At 67.6% G+C, this 17,824-nt stretch carries 12 protein-coding genes; 7 read left to right on the top strand and 5 right to left on the bottom strand.

Features of this window, described 5'->3' with window-relative positions; all coding sequences use genetic code 11:
• Positions 1 to 82 precede the first annotated feature (82 nt).
• Positions 83 to 1,918 (top strand): acyl-CoA dehydrogenase, encoded by a 1,836-nt coding sequence (locus AADZ55_RS01890; RefSeq protein ID WP_085326962.1) that lies wholly within the window; start codon positions 83 to 85, stop codon positions 1,916 to 1,918.
• Positions 1,919 to 2,139: 221 nt separating this feature from the next.
• Here AADZ55_RS01890 and AADZ55_RS01885 read toward each other — a convergent pair whose 3' ends face one another.
• Complete coding sequence (locus AADZ55_RS01885; RefSeq protein WP_423202378.1) at positions 2,140 to 3,456, bottom strand: acetyl-CoA C-acetyltransferase; 1,317 nt, start codon at positions 3,454 to 3,456, stop codon at positions 2,140 to 2,142.
• A gap of 133 nt (positions 3,457 to 3,589) precedes the next feature.
• On the opposite strand from AADZ55_RS01885, the gene AADZ55_RS01880 reads away from it, so the two are divergent.
• Together AADZ55_RS01880 and AADZ55_RS01875 are read left to right on the top strand one after the other, a co-directional pair.
• Positions 3,590 to 4,966 carry a 3-oxoacyl-ACP reductase gene (locus AADZ55_RS01880; RefSeq protein WP_085326971.1) on the top strand — a complete coding sequence of 459 codons (1,377 nt, stop codon included), beginning with the start codon at positions 3,590 to 3,592 and terminating at the stop codon, positions 4,964 to 4,966.
• A 6-nt stretch (positions 4,967 to 4,972) separates the two neighbouring features.
• Positions 4,973 to 5,824, top strand: coding sequence for a MaoC/PaaZ C-terminal domain-containing protein (locus AADZ55_RS01875; RefSeq protein ID WP_085326964.1), 852 nt, complete (start codon positions 4,973 to 4,975; stop codon positions 5,822 to 5,824).
• 3 nt (positions 5,825 to 5,827) lie between these two features.
• Here the strand turns inward: AADZ55_RS01875 and AADZ55_RS01870 are convergent, their stop codons facing one another.
• The 3 genes from AADZ55_RS01870 to AADZ55_RS01860 all read right to left on the bottom strand — a co-directional run bounded on the left by AADZ55_RS01870 (position 5,828) and on the right by AADZ55_RS01860 (position 9,017).
• Positions 5,828 to 7,114: a chloride channel protein gene (locus AADZ55_RS01870; RefSeq protein WP_085326965.1), complete on the bottom strand. Its 1,287-nt coding sequence runs from the start codon at positions 7,112 to 7,114 to the stop codon at positions 5,828 to 5,830.
• Between the two features lie 3 nt (positions 7,115 to 7,117).
• Complete coding sequence (locus AADZ55_RS01865; RefSeq protein ID WP_085326966.1) at positions 7,118 to 7,768, bottom strand: TetR/AcrR family transcriptional regulator; 651 nt, start codon at positions 7,766 to 7,768, stop codon at positions 7,118 to 7,120.
• Positions 7,769 to 7,844: 76 nt separating this feature from the next.
• The gene (locus tag AADZ55_RS01860) at positions 7,845 to 9,017 is read right to left on the bottom strand and encodes a glycoside hydrolase family 3 N-terminal domain-containing protein (protein ID WP_085326967.1); all 1,173 of its coding nucleotides are present in this window, start codon (positions 9,015 to 9,017) and stop codon (positions 7,845 to 7,847) included.
• A 125-nt stretch (positions 9,018 to 9,142) separates the two neighbouring features.
• On the opposite strand from AADZ55_RS01860, the gene AADZ55_RS01855 reads away from it, so the two are divergent.
• The 3 genes from AADZ55_RS01855 (at position 9,143) to AADZ55_RS01845 (ending at position 15,114) form a co-directional block, all read left to right on the top strand.
• A complete protein-coding gene (locus AADZ55_RS01855) occupies positions 9,143 to 9,316 on the top strand; it encodes a DUF2613 domain-containing protein (RefSeq protein WP_067373497.1) in 174 nt (57 codons plus the stop codon).
• A 40-nt stretch (positions 9,317 to 9,356) separates the two neighbouring features.
• Positions 9,357 to 13,604: an alpha-(1->3)-arabinofuranosyltransferase gene (locus tag AADZ55_RS01850; protein WP_341286255.1), complete on the top strand. Its 4,248-nt coding sequence runs from the start codon at positions 9,357 to 9,359 to the stop codon at positions 13,602 to 13,604.
• A 61-nt stretch (positions 13,605 to 13,665) separates the two neighbouring features.
• A complete protein-coding gene (locus AADZ55_RS01845; protein ID WP_085327568.1) occupies positions 13,666 to 15,114 on the top strand; it encodes a lipase maturation factor family protein in 1,449 nt (482 codons plus the stop codon).
• 24 nt (positions 15,115 to 15,138) lie between these two features.
• On the opposite strand, the gene AADZ55_RS01840 is transcribed toward AADZ55_RS01845, so the two are convergent.
• Entirely contained in the window at positions 15,139 to 16,344 is a 1,206-nt protein-coding gene (locus AADZ55_RS01840; RefSeq protein WP_133056467.1) for an MFS transporter, read from the bottom strand.
• A gap of 105 nt (positions 16,345 to 16,449) precedes the next feature.
• Between AADZ55_RS01840 and AADZ55_RS01835 the strand changes: the two genes are divergently transcribed.
• The gene (locus tag AADZ55_RS01835) at positions 16,450 to 17,823 is read left to right on the top strand and encodes an NADP-dependent succinic semialdehyde dehydrogenase (protein WP_085327575.1); all 1,374 of its coding nucleotides are present in this window, start codon (positions 16,450 to 16,452) and stop codon (positions 17,821 to 17,823) included.
• Position 17,824: the final 1 nt, after the last annotated feature.

Below are 17,824 nucleotides of genomic sequence, written 5' to 3'. Positions count from 1 at the left end.
ATATATTTTAGCGGTGTTACTGGTGGGTAACTTAGCCCGAGTACCCAACCATCGGGTGGCACTCTCAACGAGGAGGACCGTAGTGAGCCACTACCAGAGCAACGTCCGCGACCAGGTCTTTAACCTGTTCGAGGTGCTGGGCGTTGACAAGGCTTTAGGCCAAGGTGAGTACAGCGACGTCGACGTCGACACCGCCCGCGAAATGCTGGCCGAGGTCAGTCGTCTGGCCGAGGGACCCGTCGCCGAATCGTTTGTCGAGGGCGACCGCAACCCGCCGGTTTTCGACCCGAAAACCCACTCGGTGACGCTGCCGGAGTCGTTCAAGAAGTCAGTCAACGCAATGCTGGAAGCCGGTTGGGACAAGGCCGGCATCGACGAGGCACTGGGCGGCATGCCGATGCCCAAGGCGCTGGTCTGGGCGCTGCACGAGCACGTTCTGGGGGCCAACCCGGCGGTATGGATGTACGCCGGCGGCGCGGGTTTCGCCAACATCGTCTACCACCTCGGCACCGAGGAACAGAAGAAATGGGCGATCCTGGCGGCCGAGCGCGGCTGGGGATCGACCATGGTGCTCACCGAGCCGGATGCCGGCTCCGACGTCGGTGCCGGCCGGACCAAGGCCGTTCAGCAAGAGGACGGTTCTTGGCACATCGACGGTGTCAAGCGGTTCATCACCTCCGGTGATTCCGGCGACCTGTTCGAAAACATCTTCCACCTGGTGCTGGCCCGCCCGGAGGGCGCCGGTCCCGGCACCAAGGGGTTGTCGCTGTTCTTCGTGCCCAAGTTCCTGTTTGACTTCGAAACCGGCGAGCCGGGCGATCGCAACGGCGTGTTCGTCACCAACGTCGAGCACAAGATGGGTCTGAAGGTCTCGACGACCTGTGAGCTGTCGTTCGGCCAGCATGGGGTACCCGCCAAAGGCTGGCTGGTCGGCGAGGTACACGAGGGCATCGCCCAGATGTTCGAGGTCATCGAGCAGGCCCGCATGATGGTCGGCACCAAGGCCATCGCGACGCTGTCCACGGGCTACCTCAACGCGCTTCAGTACGCGAAGTCACGCGTCCAGGGTGCCGATCTGACCCAGATGACCGACAAGACCGCGCCGCGGGTAACGATCACCCATCACCCCGACGTGCGCCGGTCCCTGATGACCCAGAAGGCTTACGCCGAGGGTCTGCGTGCGCTCTACCTCTACACCGCGACCTTCCAAGACGCTGCGGTCGCCGAGGCGGTGCACGGCGTGGACGCCAAGCTGGCCGTCAAGATCAACGATCTGATGCTGCCGATAGTCAAGGGGGTGGGTTCCGAGCAGGCCTACGCCAAGCTGACCGAGAGCCTGCAGACGCTGGGTGGGTCGGGCTTCTTGCAGGACTACCCGATCGAGCAGTACATCCGGGACGCCAAGATCGACTCCCTGTACGAGGGCACCACCGCCATCCAGGCGCAGGACTTCTTCTTCCGCAAGATCGTCCGCGACAAGGGTGTGGCGTTGGGTCACGTGTCGGGCCAGATCCAGGAGTTCGTCGACAGCGAGTCCGGCAACGGCCGGCTGAAGACCGAACGCGCCCTGCTGGCCAAGGCGCTCACCGACGTCCAGGGCATGGCGGCGGCGCTGACCGGCTACCTGATGGCCGCGCAGGAGGACGTCACCAGCCTCTACAAGGTGGGCCTGGGTTCGGTGCGCTTCTTGATGAGCGTCGGTGACCTGATCATCGGTTGGCTGCTGCAGCGTCAGGCCGCGGTGGCGGTGGCGGCGCTCGACGCGGGTGCCACCGGCGACGAGCGGTCCTTCTACGAGGGCAAGGTCGCGGTGTCATCGTTCTTCGCGAAGAACTTCTTGCCGCTGTTGACCAGCACCCGCGAGGTGATCGAGACGCTGGACAACGACATCATGGAACTCGACGAGGAAGCCTTCTAAGCCGCCGGCAAAAGACCGCCGCTGGATCCCCTCACTCCAGCGGCGGCCCTTTACGCACGCCGGTGCATGCCACCGCTGACCGGCGGTCGATCCAGGGATCGCCCCGCGTTACCGTCGGGGTCGGGGGTCAGACCGCAACGCGGGGCTCTCCGAACCGGCGGATACCCATCTGCTTGGCGGACTAACCGCGTGGCCGGATATTCCTTCGCCCAAGACGGGCGTCAGGCCTCCAAGATCGCGGCCACACCCTGGCCGCCGGCCGCACAGATCGAGATCAGCCCGCGCACCACGCCGCCGTCCTTTTTCTCCGCCTTCTTTTCGGCGAGCTGCTTGGCGGTCTGCGCCAGAATCCGCCCACCGGTGGCCGCGAAGGGGTGCCCGGCGGCCAATGAGGATCCGTTGACGTTGAGCCTGGTCCGATCGATCGACCCAAGCGCGGCATCGAGGCCCAGCCGCTGCTTGCAGTATTCCTCGTCCTCCCACGCCTGCAGATGCGCCAGCACCACCGAAGCGAACGCTTCGTGGATTTCGTAGCAGTCGAAATCCTGCAAGCTCAGCCCGTTCCGGGCCAGCAGCCGGGGCACCGCGTACGTCGGCGCCATCAGCAGGCCGTCGTTGCCGTTGACATAGTCGACCGCGGCGGTCTCGGCATCCACCAGATAGGCCAACGGAGCCAGCGCATGAGCCTTCGCCCACTGCTCGGAGGCCAGCAACGCCACCGAGGCGCCGTCGGTCAGCGGAGTCGAATTGCCGGCTGTCATCGTCGCGTCACCGGCCTTCACCCCGAAAACCGGGCGCAGCTTGGCCAGTTTCTCGACGCTGGAGTCCGGCCGCAGATTGTCGTCGCGGTACAGCCCCAAAAATGGCGTGACCAGGTCGTCGAAGAAGCCTCGATCGTAGGCGTCGGCCATGTTGCGGTGGCTGGCCGCGGCCAGCTCGTCCTGGTCGACGCGTTTGATGCCCATCTGCTTGGCGGTGATGGCGGCGTGCTCCCCCATCGACAGCCCGGTACGCGGCTCACTGTTGGCCGGGATCTCGACTCCGAGGTTGGCCGGCAGCGTGCCCAGCAGCCTCAGCCGTTGCACGTTGGACTTGGATCGGCGCAGTTTCAGCAGGGTGCGGCGCAGATCGTCACCCAGGCCGATGGGCGGGTCCGAGGTCGTGTCCACCCCGCCGGCGGCGGCCACCTCATACCGGCCGGCGGCGATGCCGTCGGCGGCCGCGATCGCCGCCTGCAGGCCCGTTCCGCAGGCCTGCTGTAGGTCGAACGCCGGCGTGTACGGCGACAACTCGGAGCCCAGCACGCATTCGCGCATCAGATTGAAGTCACGGCTGTGCTTGAGCACAGCACCGCCGACTACCACGCCCAATCCTTGGCCGGCGAGTCCGAATCGATCCACCAGCCCGGACAGAGCCGCGGTGAACATGTCCTGGTTGGACGCATCGGCGTAGGCGCCGTCGGATCTCGCGAACGGGATGCGGTTGCCACCCAGCACGGCCACTCGCCGCCTGGTCGCAGAACTTGCAGGGGCCACGATTTTCTCCGTCGGTTGGGGGATTGGCCGTTGCGGGCCATACTACCCACTGTTCTTACTCTGAAGTAAGTTAGTCGTCGATACGGTTGCGTATACGCAGCACGCCCGACTCCCGCACGAAATGGAAGGCAGCTCAGTGGCCCCCAAGCGCTCGTCCGATCTGTTCTCGCAGGTTGTCAGTTCCGGTCCAGGATCGTTCCTGGCCAAGCAACTTGGGGTTCCGCAACCCGAGCCACTACGACGCTACCAACCAGGCGATCCGCCATTGGCGGGATCTTTGCTGATCGGGGGTCCCCAAGACCAGCCAGGCAGGGTCGTCGAACCGCTGCGTGCCGCGCTGAACCCGGATTACGACTTGGTGGCCAACAACCTCGGCGGCCGCTGGGCCGACTCGTTCGGCGGGCTGGTTTTCGATGCCACCGGTATCACCGGGCCGACCGGACTCAAGGCGCTGCACGACTTCTTTACCCCGGTGCTGCGCAACCTCGGTCGCTGCGCGCGCGTGGTGGTCATCGGCACCACGCCCGACGCGGCCGCCAGCACCGACGAGCGGATCGCGCAGCGCGCGCTGGAAGGCTTCACCCGCTCACTGGGCAAGGAACTGCGCCGCGGTGCGACCGCCGCGCTGGTTTACCTGTCGCCGGACGCCAAACCCGCCGCGACGGGCCTGGAATCGACCATGCGGTTTATCCTGTCGGCCAAGTCGGCGTACGTCGACGGGCAGGTGTTTTACGTCGGGGCCCCCGACGCCACGCCACCAGCCGACTGGGAGAGGCCGCTTCAGGGCAAGGTCGCCATCGTGACCGGCGCTGCCCGCGGCATCGGCGCCACGATAGCCGAGGTATTTGCCCGCGACGGTGCCCGCGTCGTCGCCATCGACGTGGAGTCTGCCGCCGAGGCCTTGGCCGAGACCGCCAGTACCGTCGGCGGCACCCCGCTGTGGCTCGATGTCACCGCCGAGGACGCCGTCGACAAGATCATCGAGCACCTGCGTGACCACCACGGGGGGAAGGCCGACATCCTGGTCAACAACGCCGGCATCACCCGCGACAAGCTGCTGGCCAACATGGATGACCCGCGCTGGGACGCCGTCCTGGCCGTCAATCTATTTGCCCCCCTGCGACTTACCGAAGGGTTGGTCGGCACCGGCAGCATCGGCGAGGGGGGCCGGGTGATCGGGCTGTCGTCTATCGCCGGCATCGCCGGAAATCGTGGGCAGACCAACTACGGCACCACCAAGGCCGGGATGATCGGCATCACCCAGGCCCTGGCGCCAGCACTCGCCGAGAAGGGCATCACGATCAACGCCGTGGCACCGGGATTCATCGAAACCCGGATGACGGCCGCGATCCCGCTGGCCACCCGTGAGGTGGGTCGCCGACTGAACTCGCTACTGCAGGGCGGGCAGCCCATCGACGTCGCCGAGACCATCGCCTACTTCGCCAGCCCGGCGTCAAACGCGGTGACCGGCAACGTCATTCGTGTCTGCGGACAAGCAATGATCGGGGCGTGAGACGCAGTGAACCAACCGAGCGGCCTAAGGAACCTGCTGCGCGCGGCTGCAGGGGCGTTACCCATGGTGCCCCGGGGAGACCAGCTGCCCAACCGCACCGTGACCGTCGAGGAACTCCCCATCGACCACGCAAACGTGGCGGCCTATGCCGCGGTGACCGGCCTGCGCTACGGGAACAATGTGCCGCTGACCTACCCGTTCGCGGTGACCTTTGGGTCCGTGATGTCGCTGGTGACCGGGTTCGACTTCCCATTTGCCGCAATGGGATCGATCCACCTGGAGAATCACATCACCCGGTACCGGCCGATCGCGGTGACCGACACGATTGGCGTGCGGGTGCATGCCGAAAACCTCCGCGAGCACCGGAAGGGCCTGCTGGTCGACCTGGTCACCGACGTCAACGTGGGTAACGAACTGGCCTGGCACCAGGTGACGACGTTCCTGCACCAGCAACGCACCAGCCTGTCAGACGAACCCAAACCGCCGCCGCAGAAGCAGCCCAAGCTACCTCCGCCCACCGCGGTCCTGCGAATCACGCCCGCCAAGATCCGCCGCTATGCCGTCGTCGGCGGCGACCACAATCCCATTCACACCAACCCGATCGCGGCGAAGTTGTTCGGCTTCCCGACCGTCATTGCGCACGGGATGTTCAGTGCCGCAGCGGTATTGGCGAACATCGAAGCCCGGTTTCCGGATGCCGTGGCCTACTCGGTTCGGTTCGCCAAGCCAGTGGTGCTGCCCGCCACCGCGGGACTCTATGTCGATGAATCCGACGCGAGTGCCGGCGGTTGGGATCTCGCGTTGCGCAACATTTCCAAGGGATACCCGCACCTGACCGCAACCGTCCGGCCCCTGTAGCGCTCAGCCGGCGCGATGGTCAGGGTGCGGCAGCCGGCGCCCCATAACCAGCGTCTTTAACCCTTGTGCGCCGAGGGCGGTGACCGAGAAGATCACCAGCATCCAGATCGGGGGCCGGGCGAGCTCCCAGACGAAGATGGCGGCCCAGATCGGTGAGCCCTGGGTGACCGCGAGCACCCCCGCGGCGCCGGCCAGCGAAACCACCGGCCCGTGCAGGTGCGTCCCGGCCACCGCGTTGAGGGTCAGCACTAGCAACGACCCCGCGGCCGCACCGGTGGCCAATGACGGGGTCAACATCCCGCCGGCTCCCCCGGCCCGCAGGAACAGCGCGGTGAGCAGCGGCTTCAACACCAGAATCACGGCCGCCGCCGATAGCGTCATACCGCTGGCGAGGCTGACGGTAAGGATGCTCTTGCCGTTGCCGGGCAATTCGGGCCACCAATGCGAACAGATGCCGGTCAACAGCCCGGCCGCGGCGAGCGCTGGGATCAGCACCGCAGACCGCATCAGGCTGGCTGGGCGCGCCGCGGCCATGATCCGGTTGAACGCCAATCCCACCGCCAGGGCCAGCGGCGCCAACGCCAGTGCGTGCGCGCTCAGCAGATAGGTCGACTCCGCGCTGGGCCAGTCCAGCTCCGGGCGATCATGCGTGATGGCCGAACCGACCGCGACGGCCAGGCTGGAGGTGATCAACGCCGCACCCACCGCTCGCGGATGCCAGGTGTTCAGCATGATCCGCAGCGTGAAGAGCGCACCGGCCAGCGGTACGGCGTATACGGCACCCAGTCCCGCCCCGGCCGCACAGGCCAGCAGAATCTCACGGTCGCGCGGCGAGTGGCGCTTCAGCCATCCGGTACCCAGATCGCTTAGGGCAGCCGCGAATTGACGCGGTGCTCCTTCTCGTCCCAGCGATGCACCGGAGCCGACCAGCAGCACCTGCAGTACGGCATCGATGCTCCATGACAGCCGCGGTATCGGCTCGTGCCGGGCGATGGTTCCCGCCAACGGCGGCACCTCGGTCCGGCGCCGTAGCAGCCACCAACCCAGTCCCGCGAGCGCGGCCCCGACCATTGGACCGAGCGCACGGCGGACCGGACTGCTGCCGGTGATCCCGGCGAGCAGCGAGCCGAAATTGTAGTGATATGTCAAGTGTTCGACGACGCGCAGCACCACCGTTGTCGACAACCCGGCGACCCCCGCCAGCAGTCCGACGACGATGACCGCGCAGAAAAAGTCGAGGTTGCCGCCGTACGGGGTGCGGGAACCATCCGCGTGCGGGGGCGCTGGCACGCGTTAGCCGGTAGCGGCGTTGGAGCCCACATCGGGGCCGACATTGGGGCCGACATCCCGATCGGCCGGCGCGCCCTTGAGACCCAGCCAGAACAGGTTGATCATCATCTCAGCCGCCTGGTCGACGTCGGTGTCGCCGGTACTGAGCCGGGTGGCCACCGCCTCGCCCGCGCCCACCAGCGCGACGGCCATCATGTCGATCTCGGCGTCGGTCAGCGGACTGCGGGTGCCAACCCGTACCAATTCGGCCACCAGTTCGACGATCTGCTCACGCCCCTCCCGTACCGTCTGGGCGAATGCTTGGGAGCTGGTCGCCTGGGTGTACATCACGATCCACGACGCCCGGTTCGCGTCGATATAGCGCAAGAAGGACACGATGGTGTTGCGCAGCAAGTCCTTCGGGCTCTGGTCGAAGTCGATGTCGGAACGCACCGCCTCGATGAACCGGCTCATCTCACGGTCCAGGCAGGCGCCGAACAGATCCTCTTTGGAACCGTAATACAGGTACAGCATCGGCTTTGAGATCTGCGCCTCGGCAGCGATCGTGTCCATCGAGGTCTCGTGGTAGCCGTTGACCGAAAACATCTGCACGGCGGCGTCGAGCATCTGCTGCTCGCGGACAGCACGGGGTAGTCGCTTCGTGCCACCTGCCATCGCCAGCCCCTTTTAGGCCCCTCTAGCCCGTCTATCTAACTCTAGAGTAAGCACTGGGTGGCCGGCCGCACAGCCGCTAGCGGCCACACCCCGAGTTGGAACCCTTCATGGTCGCCACCCGAACCACCGATCGGTCGAGGGCCGCCATCTGCAACTCACCGGCGTGCAGCGCTTCTTCCAGCCGGTCCAGGACCGCGGACACCTCTTTGGTGGTGACCCACAGCGCGATGTCGGCACCGGCTTGCAAGGTGCGCAACACCGCTTCGCTCACACCGAACCGGTCGGAGATCGCGGCCATGCTGGACAGGTCATCACTGAAGACCGGCCCGTCGAACGGCGGACCGCCGTATCCCGTGCCGGTACGCAGCAAGTCCACCGCGGCCTTGCTCAGGCTGGCCGGGTCGTCACCGGTCAACCCGGGAACCTGCATGTGACCCACCATCACGCCGACCGGCGCCTGCCGCACCAGTGTCCGGTACGGCACCAGGTCGTCGCCCACCAAATCGCCCAGCGGCGGCGTGGTGACCCCACCGGTGTGCGAATCACCCGAGCCATGCCCGTGACCGGGGAAATGCTTGAGCACCGGCAGTAGCCCGGCATCGCGCAGACCCTGCGCGTAGGCCCCGGCGTAGGCGGTCACCGTAGCCGGATCCGAGCCGAACGACCGGTTCCCGATCACCGTGTCGTCGGGGGCGTCGGTGACATCGACCACCGGGGCGAAGTCGATGGTGATGCCCAGCTCACGCATTTTGCGGCCACGTTGAAGGGCGAAGTCGTGGACCTGCTGCACGGTTTGGGTCTGCGCCAGTTCGCGGGCCGACGGCCCCCGACCCCCGATCAGCGATCGCAACCGCGACACCCGGCCGCCTTCCTCGTCGACGCTCACCGCCAGCGGCAGCGGACCCGCGTCGGCAACGATCTCGGCCAGCGCGCCGTTGAACATGGACAAGTCGGTGTCGCTGCCGATAAGGATGCCGCCGACGTGGTAGTTGGTGACCACGGCCCTGGCGTCGGCGGCATCCCGCACCCCGACCACCAGCAGCTGGGCCAGCTTGTCGCGGGCGGACAGCATCCCCGGCACGGCCGCCGGCTCACCGCATACCCGCGGCGCCGGAACGGCCATGGGAGCTGCGTTGGCGGGAGACGGGCTGGGCGTCGTCGACGATCCGGTGCGGGTGCCGCCGTGGCTACAGGCGGCCACCAGCGCTGATGCCGCGGCCAGTACAGCCAGGGTGCGCGGAAAAGCCATCCGGACATGCTGTCACGGTGGCGCTTGCGCTCCGGGTTTGGGGGGCTGGCCCAGGACTTCTGCTAAGTTGCCCCTAGCGTCGCAAGCGCTGCCCCGACCACCAACCGCCCTGCAGGGAGCCACCGATGAACCGAATCATCGCGCCCGCCGCCGCGAGCGTGGTGGTTGGTCTGTTGCTGGGCGCGGCCGCAATCTTCGGGATCACCCTGATGGTGCAGCAGGACACGAAACCGCCACTGCCCGGGGGCGATCCGTCATCGTCAGTGCTCAACCGGGTCGAGTACGGCAACCGTAGCTAGCCCGGCGACACGGGCACCGCAGGCCCCGCCCGGTTCGCAGGTGGCTCCACTGTCTCGGCGGTGGTTGCTGTTGGTCTCCGCCGTCGCGCTGGTGTTGACGCTCGCCCAATCTCCCGGGCAAATCTCCCCCGACACCAAACTTGACCTGACCGCCAACCCGCTGCGCTTTTTGGCCCGGGCGACCAACCTGTGGAACGGTGACCTGCCCTTCGGGCAGGCACAGAACCAGGCCTACGGCTATCTGTTTCCGCACGGCGCCTTTTTCTTGGTCGGCCACCTACTGGGACTGCCCGGATGGCTGACCCAGCGGCTTTGGTGGGCGCTGCTGCTCACGGTCGGGTTCTGGGGCCTGCTGCGGGTGGCCGAGGCGTTGGGGATCGGCAGCCCCACGTCACGCCTGATCGGTGCGGCGGCATTCGCCCTGTCCCCGCGGGTGCTGACCACACTCGGGTCAATCTCGTCGGAAACCTTGCCGATGATGCTGGCGCCATGGGTGCTACTGCCGACGATCCTGGCGTTGCGCGGGACTTCGGACAGATCGGTGCGGGCCCTGGCCGCCCGAGCCGGTCTCGCCGTCGCATTGATGGGCGCGGTCAACGCCATCGCGACGCTGACCGGTTGCCTGCCCGCGGTCATCTGGTGGGCCTGCCACCGGCCCAATCGGTTGTGGTGGCGCTACACCGCGTGGTGGCTGTTGGCTCTGGCCCTGGCGATGCTGTGGTGGGTGGTGGCGCTGATCCAGCTGCGCGGCGTCAGTCCGCCGTTTTTGGACTTCATCGAATCCTCCGGCGTGACAACACAATGGTCGTCGCTGGTGGAAATGCTGCGCGGCACCGACAGCTGGACCCCGTTCGTGGCGCCCAACGCGACCGCGGGCGCGCCGCTGGTCACCGGGTCGGCGGCCATCCTGGGTACCTGCCTGGTCGCCGCGGCCGGATTGGCCGGGCTGGCCACCCGGACGATGCCGGCACGCGGACGGCTGGTGACCATGCTGTTAGTCGGGGTGGTATTGCTGGCCGCCGGCTACGGTGGTGGGCTGGGCTCGCCGCTGGCCCACCAGGCCCAGGCTTTCCTGGACGCCGCCGGTACTCCGCTGCGAAACCTACACAAGGTGGATCCGGTGCTCCGGATCCCGCTAGTGCTCGGCCTAATTCAGCTGCTTGGGCGCATACCGCTGCCGGGCAGCGCGCCAATGCCGGTGTGGCGGCACGCATTTGCGCACCCGGAGCGGGACAAACGGGTGGCGGTCGGAATCGTGGTGCTGACCGCGCTACTGGTCGGCACCTCACTGGCGTGGACCGGCCGGCTCACCCCGCCCGGCACGTTCCGCGCGATCCCCCAGTACTGGCGGAATGCCGCCGACTGGCTCAGCCAACATAATCCTGGATCCGCCAACGGGATCCCTCGATCCGGGCGCGTGCTGGTGGTCCCGGGCGCGCCGTTCGCCACCCAGGTGTGGGGCACCAGCCACGACGAGCCGCTGCAGGTGCTCGGCACCAGCCCGTGGGGGGTGCGTGACTCCATTCCGTTGATCCCGCCGCAGGCCATCCGGGCGCTGGACTCGGTGCAACGCCTGTTCGCGGCGGGGCGCCCGTCGGCCGGCCTCGCCGATACCCTTACCCGCCAAGGCATTTCCTATCTGGTGCTGCGCAACGATCTTGATCCCGAGACGTCGCGCTCGGCCCGGCCGATCCTGGTGCACCGCGCCATCGAGGGATCGCCGGGACTGACCAAGGTGGCGGAGTTCGGCGCACCGGTGGGTCCCGGTTCGCTGGCCGGCTTCATCAACGACAGCGGACTGCGACCCCAATACCCCGCGCTACAGATCTATCGGGTCGCCGCCGCCGGCGATCCCGGCGCGCCCTATTTCGTCGACACCGACCAGCTGGCCCGGGTCGACGGCGGACCCGAGGTGTTGCTGCGTCTCGACGAACGACGGCGCCTACTGGGGCAACCGGCGCTCGGCCCGGTGCTGATGACCGCGGATGCTCGGGCCGCGGGCCTGCCGGCACCCCGGGTCACCGTCACCGACACCCCGTTAGCCCGCGAGACCGACTACGGCCGGGTCGACCAGCACTCCTCGGCGATTCGCGCGCCCGGCGACGCCCGGCACACCCACAACAGGGTGCCCGACTACCCGGTCCCGGGCGCCGACCCGGTCTTCGGCGAGTGGACCGGTGGACGGGTCACCGCGTCGAGTTCGTCGTCGGATGCCACCGCCATGCCCGACGTCGCTCCGGCAACCTCGCCCGCGGCCGCGATCGACGGCGACCCGGCGACCGCATGGGTGTCCAACGCACTGCAGGCCGCGGTCGGGCAGTGGCTACAGGTGGACTTCGACCACCCGGTGACCAACGCCGTCCTCACCTTGACACCCAGCGCGACGGCCGTCGGCGCCCAAGTCCGCCGCATCCTGGTCGAGACCGTCAACGGCAGCACCACCCTGCGGTTCGACGAACCCGGCAAGCCACTGACCGCGGCGCTGCCGTACGGCGAAACACCGTGGGTGAAGATCACCGCGGTCGGCACCGACGACGGGTCGGCCGGTGTGCAGTTCGGCATCACCGACCTGGCGATCACCCAGTACGACGCGTCCGGATTCGCCCATCCCGTCCAACTGCATCACACCGTGCTGGTTCCCGGACCGCCGGCGGGTTCGGCGATCGCAGGCTGGGACCTGGGATCCGAACTGCTCGGCAGACCGGGCTGCGCGCCCGGGCCCGACGGCGTGCGCTGCGCCGCGTCGATGGCGCTGGCGCCCGAAGAGCCGGTCAATTTCAGCCGCACGCTGAGCGTGCCGGGCCCGCTGTCGGTGACACCGATGGTGTGGGTGCGGCCACGGCAGGGCCCCAAGTTGGCCGATCTGATCGCCGAGCCGGGTACCACGCGGGCCCAAGGCGACTCCGATCTGGTCGACGTGCTCGGCTCGGCGTACGCGGCCACCGACGGCGACCCGGCCACCGCGTGGACGGCGCCGCAGCGGGTGGTTCAACACAAAACTTCCCCAACGCTCACCGTCACCCTGCCGCGGCCCACCACGGTGACCGGGCTGCGGCTGGCCGCCAGCCGATCGACGTTGCCGGCCCCTCCGACCATGGTGGCCATCAACTTGGGCGACGGCCCCCAGGTCCGCTCATTACAGCGCGGCGGCGACGGGGCGGCCGAGGCACAAACCGTATCGGTGCGACCCCGGGTCACCGACACCGTCACCGTCAGCCTGCTCGACTGGGAAGACATCATCGACCGCAACGCGCTGGGCTTCGATCAGCTCAAGCCGCCGGGACTGGCCGAGGTGGTGGTGCTGGGTGCCGACGGCAATCCCATCGCGGCCGCCGACGCGGCCCGCAACCGGGCCCGCGAGATCACCGTCGGCTGCGACGGTGATCTCGCGGGCCCGGTCATCGCGGTCGCGGGCCGGTTCGTGCACACCACGATCCGGACCACGGTGGGCGCGCTACTGGACGGTGAACCGGTTGCGGCGCTCGCGTGCGAACACGATCCGATTGCGCTGCCGGCCGGGCAGCAGGAATTGTTGATCAGCCCCGGCGCCGCATTCGTCGTCGACGGAGCCCAGTTGTCCACTCCGGGTGCCGAATTGCCAAGCGCAACAGTTGTTCCCGCCACTTTTCCGTCCGCTGGGGCGTGGGGATCGACGCGCCGCGAAGTGCGCGCACCCGCGTCGGCCAGCTCCCGGGTGCTCGTCATACCCGAAAGCATCAACCCGGGCTGGGTGGCACACACCAGCACCGGGGCCCGGCTCACCCCGATCGCCGTCAACGGGTGGCAGCAGGGCTGGGTGGTGCCCGCCGGGAACCCCGGCACCATCACACTGACGTTTGCCCCGAACCCGCTGTATCGGGCCGGCCTGGCGATGGGGCCGGCCTTGCTGGCGCTGCTGGCGCTGCTGGCGTTCTGGCGGACCGCACGCCGGCGCCCCGCCAACCCGCCCACCCAACCCTGGAAGCCGGGAGCCTGGGCGGCAGTCGGGGTGCTGGCGGCCGGGGCGGTGATCGCCGGTGTGGCCGGGGTCATGGTGGTGGGCGCGGCGTTCGGCCTGCGCTACGCACTGCGCCGTCGGGAGCGGCTACGTGACCGGCTCACCGTCGGGCTCGGTGCGGGCGGGCTGATCCTGGCCGGGGCGGCGCTGTCCCGGCATCCGTGGCGGGCGGTCGACGGCTACGCCGGGCATTGGGCGAGTGTCCAACTGCTGGCCTTGATTTCGCTCGCGACGCTGGCCGCGTCGGCGGTCACCGCGGCGGGCCCGCGTGGACAGGGCGACGTGCAATAGTTGGCTACCGGTATTTCGGCTGGTTAACTGGATACGCGGTCACCGTCCAAGGAGTCCGGCCATGGAATGGTTTTCGGCACCCGAATACTGGCTGGGCAGACTGGTGCTGGAGCGCGGCACGGCGGTCATCTATCTGATCGCATTCGTCGCCGCGGCACAGCAGTTCCGGGCCCTGATCGGAGAGCAGGGAATGCTGCCGGTGCCACGGTATCTGGCCGAACAGTCCTTCTGGCGGACGCCGAGCCTCTTTCACTACCGCTATTCGGACCGATTGTTCGCGACCGTCTGCTGGTTCGGTGCGGCGCTGTCGGCGGGTATCGCCGCCGGCGTGGCCGACCTGGCGCCGTTGTGGACCGCGATGCTGATGTGGCTGACGTTGTGGGTGCTCTACCTGTCCATCGTGAACGTCGGGCAGGCATGGTACTCGTTCGGCTGGGAGTCGCTGCTACTGGAGACCGGCTTCCTGATGATCTTCCTCGGGAACGGGCGCACGGCCCCACCGATTCTGACGTTGTTGTTGGCGCGCTGGCTGCTGTTCCGGATCGAATTCGGTGCCGGACTGATCAAGATGCGCGGTGACAGGTGCTGGCGCGACCTGACCTGCCTGTACTACCACCATGAAACACAGCCCATGCCAGGCCCGTTGAGCTGGTTCTTCCATCACCTGCCCAAGCCCTTGCACCGGATCGAGGTGGCGGGCAACCATTTCGCCCAGCTCGTCGTGCCGTTCGGGTTGTTCACCCCACAGCCCGGTGCCAGTATCGCCGCCGCGACCATCGTCGTCACCCAACTGTGGCTGGTGACATCGGGAAACTTCTCCTGGCTCAATTGGCTGACCATCCTGCTGGCGTGCAGCGCGATCGACCAGTCAGCCGCCGCGACGCTGCTGCCGATCCCAAGCCAGCCGGCGTTGCCGGGACCGCCGCAGTGGTTCGCCGGCCTGGTGCTCGTGTTCGCCGCGGCGGTGCTGTTGCTGAGTTATTGGCCGGCACGCAATATGCTGTCCTCTCATCAACGAATGAACATGTCGTTCAACCCATTTCATTTGGTCAACACGTACGGGGCGTTCGGCAGCATTTGCCGCACCCGCCGGGAAGTGGTGATCGAGGGCACCGACGAGTCACCGATCACCGAGCACACAATCTGGAAGGAGTACGAATTCAAGGGCAAGCCCGGCGATCTGCGCCGGCTGCCGCGGCAATGGGCCCCCTACCATCTGCGGCTGGATTGGCTCATGTGGTTCGCCGCCATCTCGCCGGGCTACGCGCTGCCATGGATGACGCCGTTCCTGAACCGGCTGCTGCGCAACGACCCGGCGACGCTGCGGCTGCTGCGCCACAACCCGTTCCCGCAGTCCCCGCCTCGGTATGTGCGCGCGCAGCTGTATCAGTACCGCTTCACCACGGTGGCCGAGCTGCGACGGGACCGGGCCTGGTGGCATCGCACGCTGATCGGGCGCTATGTCGCACCGATGTCGCTGCGCAAAGTTGCGGCGCCGCGATCTGAGTGAACAGCCAAAGAGCTTGTTGCTCAGTCAGTTCCGCATGGATGGACCACCGTAATCCACTCCGCGGCCGCGCACCCACCGCCAGACGAGCAGCAGCGCGGCCGCGATCAAGACGGTCGAGACTACCGCGATGTTCGGCACCGGCACGAAATCGGCTGTCAGACCCCACAGGCCGCTGCCGACGGCGAACGGTATGGCGGCGATCAATGCGTACTTCGACACGTATTGATCCCGTAGCGCCTCGGGGAGCGACGTTTGGATCTCGGCATTGACCAAGGTGCCGATCGACGCGACCCCGAAGCCGAACGATGCCATCAACAGCCCGGCGCTCACCACGGTGTCCCAGACCGCCGCCAAAACCGCGGACCCCAGCATCAGGGCGACGGTTATCGCTACCAGGACAGGTGCGCGGACACCGCGCGCTACCGCATTCATCGCCACGAACTGCAGCGCAGCGCCGGCGCTGAACAGGGCGAACAGGACACCGACGTGCGCGATGCCACCGTCGACACCTTCGACCGCGAGCACCGGGGTCACCGCGATGATCGGGGCCACCATGAGCTGCATGGCGGCGAGCAGTCCCAACAGCAACCGGATCCGGCGATGGATCGCCACGTCGAAGTGGACCGGAGGCGGCTCTGTGTGCTCCGGCTGGCTGGGGTCGCCCACCCGCTGTCTCGGGAAGGCCAGCGCCAGCAGGCCAACGGCGGCGAACACGGAGGCGACCAGCACCATCGTGGCCTCCAGTCCCAGCTGGTGGGCCACCAGGCCACTACCCGCCGTCCCGACCAGGATGGCGCCGATGCGGACGGACTCGTAGGTCCCGATCCATTCGCGCAGTTCGTTGACCTCACGGCCACCGCGCAGCAGCGAGTACCAGGCCGGGTAGTTCAAACCGGTGACCACGCCGATCACCAGGAGAAGCAGCACCAGCCACACGTACTCCCGCAATGGCGTCAGCAGACCAACGACCGCGGTGGCCGCCGCCGATACCAGCCCGCCCACGACGATCGAGGTACGGGCCGACATCGGGGCGCGACCGCTCGCCAACCAGTAGGCGGCACCGGCGAACGCCAAGGTGTACGCGGTGTCCAGCAGCCCGGTGAGGAACGCCGAATCGGTGATGACGAAGGCCGCGTAGCGGCAGATGACCGCGATTGCTGCGGTAGCGGCCGAGAACAATCCGCGTGCCAGCGAAGCCAGACCGACCGACACGCCGCCAGTCCTAGTCATGACAACGCACTCTAGGTCCACATGCGCCGGTTCCTCAGCCAATCGATGGTGGCAGGCTGGACACCGGACGTTATCTGCAAACCCACCCAACCGAAGGATGTCAGCGTGCCCATCGCCACCATCAACCCGGCCACCGGCGAGACAGTCAAGACCTTCACCCCGGCAACCGACGCCGAAGTCGACGCGGCGATAGGCCGCGCATCCGCGCGGTTCGCCGACTACCGCCACACCAGCTTCGCCGAGCGCGCCCGGTGGGCCAACGCCACCGCCGACCTGCTGGAGGCCGAGGCGGATCAAACCGCCGCCATGATGACACTCGAGATGGGTAAGACGCTGGCATCAGCCAAGGCCGAAGCCATCAAGTGCGCCAAGGGTTTTCGCTACTACGCAGCTAACGCCCAGGCGCTGCTGGCCGACGAACCGGCCGACGCGACCAAGGTTGGCGCGTCCAAGGCCTATGGCCGCTACCAGCCGTTGGGCGTGATCCTGGCCGTGATGCCGTGGAACTTTCCGCTGTGGCAGGCCGTCCGCTTCGCGGCACCGGCGCTGATGGCCGGAAACGTCGGCCTCCTCAAGCACGCGTCGAACGTGCCGCAATGCGCGTTGTACCTGGCCGACGTCATCGCTCGGGGCGGCTTCCCGGACGGGTGCTTCCAGACGTTGCTCGTTGGTTCGGGTGCCGTCGAGGCCATCCTGCGCGATCCCCGGGTCGCCGCGGCCACCCTGACCGGCAGCGAACCGGCCGGCCAATCGGTGGGCGCCATCGCCGGCGACGAGATCAAACCGACCGTGCTGGAGCTCGGCGGCAGCGACCCGTTCATCGTGATGCCGTCGGCAGATCTCGACGCTGCGGTCAGCACCGCGGTCACCGGGCGGGTGCAGAACAACGGCCAGTCCTGCATCGCCGCCAAACGGTTCATCGCCCACGCCGACATCTACGACGAGTTCGTCGACAAGTTCGTCGCGCGGATGGCCGCGCTGAAGGTCGGCGACCCGACCGACCCGGACACCGACGTGGGTCCGCTGGCCACCGAACAAGGCCGAGACGAGGTCGCCAAGCAAGTCGAAGACGCCGCCGCCGCGGGCGCGGTGATCCGGTGCGGCGGCAAGCGTTCCGACCGGCCGGGCTGGTTCTACCCACCAACGGTGATCACCGACATCGCCAAGGACATGGCCCTCTACACCGAGGAGGTCTTCGGCCCGGTCGCCTCCGTGTTCCGCGCCCAAAACATCGACGAGGCCATCGAAATCGCCAACGCCACCACCTTCGGGCTGGGCTCCAACGCCTGGACGCGGGACGAGGCCGAGCAGCGACGCTTCATCGACGACATCGTGGCCGGACAGGTCTTCATCAACGGGATGACGGTGTCCTATCCCGAATTGCCGTTCGGCGGTGTCAAGCGGTCCGGCTACGGTCGCGAGCTATCCGCCCACGGGATCCGCGAATTCTGCAACGTCAAGACGGTCTGGATCGGCTAAT

The organism is Mycobacterium decipiens, from assembly GCF_963853665.1.
GTDB classification, from domain to species: Bacteria; Actinomycetota; Actinomycetes; order Mycobacteriales; family Mycobacteriaceae; genus Mycobacterium; species Mycobacterium decipiens.
Note: the sequence above shows the minus strand (reverse complement) of the source record. Positions and strands in the feature narration are given on the sequence as shown.

Excerpts from the sequence above, each read along its gene's own strand:
- AADZ55_RS01860 (WP_085326967.1), bottom strand. The coding sequence starts at position 9,017 with ATGGCTTTTCCGCGCACCCTGGCTGTACTGGCCGCGGCATCAGCGCTG.
- AADZ55_RS01840 (WP_133056467.1), bottom strand. The coding sequence starts at position 16,344 with ATGACTAGGACTGGCGGCGTGTCGGTCGGTCTGGCTTCGCTGGCACGC.
- AADZ55_RS01865 (WP_085326966.1), bottom strand. The coding sequence starts at position 7,768 with ATGGCAGGTGGCACGAAGCGACTACCCCGTGCTGTCCGCGAGCAGCAG.
- AADZ55_RS01845 (WP_085327568.1), top strand. The coding sequence starts at position 13,666 with ATGGAATGGTTTTCGGCACCCGAATACTGGCTGGGCAGACTGGTGCTG.
- AADZ55_RS01855 (WP_067373497.1), top strand. The coding sequence starts at position 9,143 with ATGAACCGAATCATCGCGCCCGCCGCCGCGAGCGTGGTGGTTGGTCTG.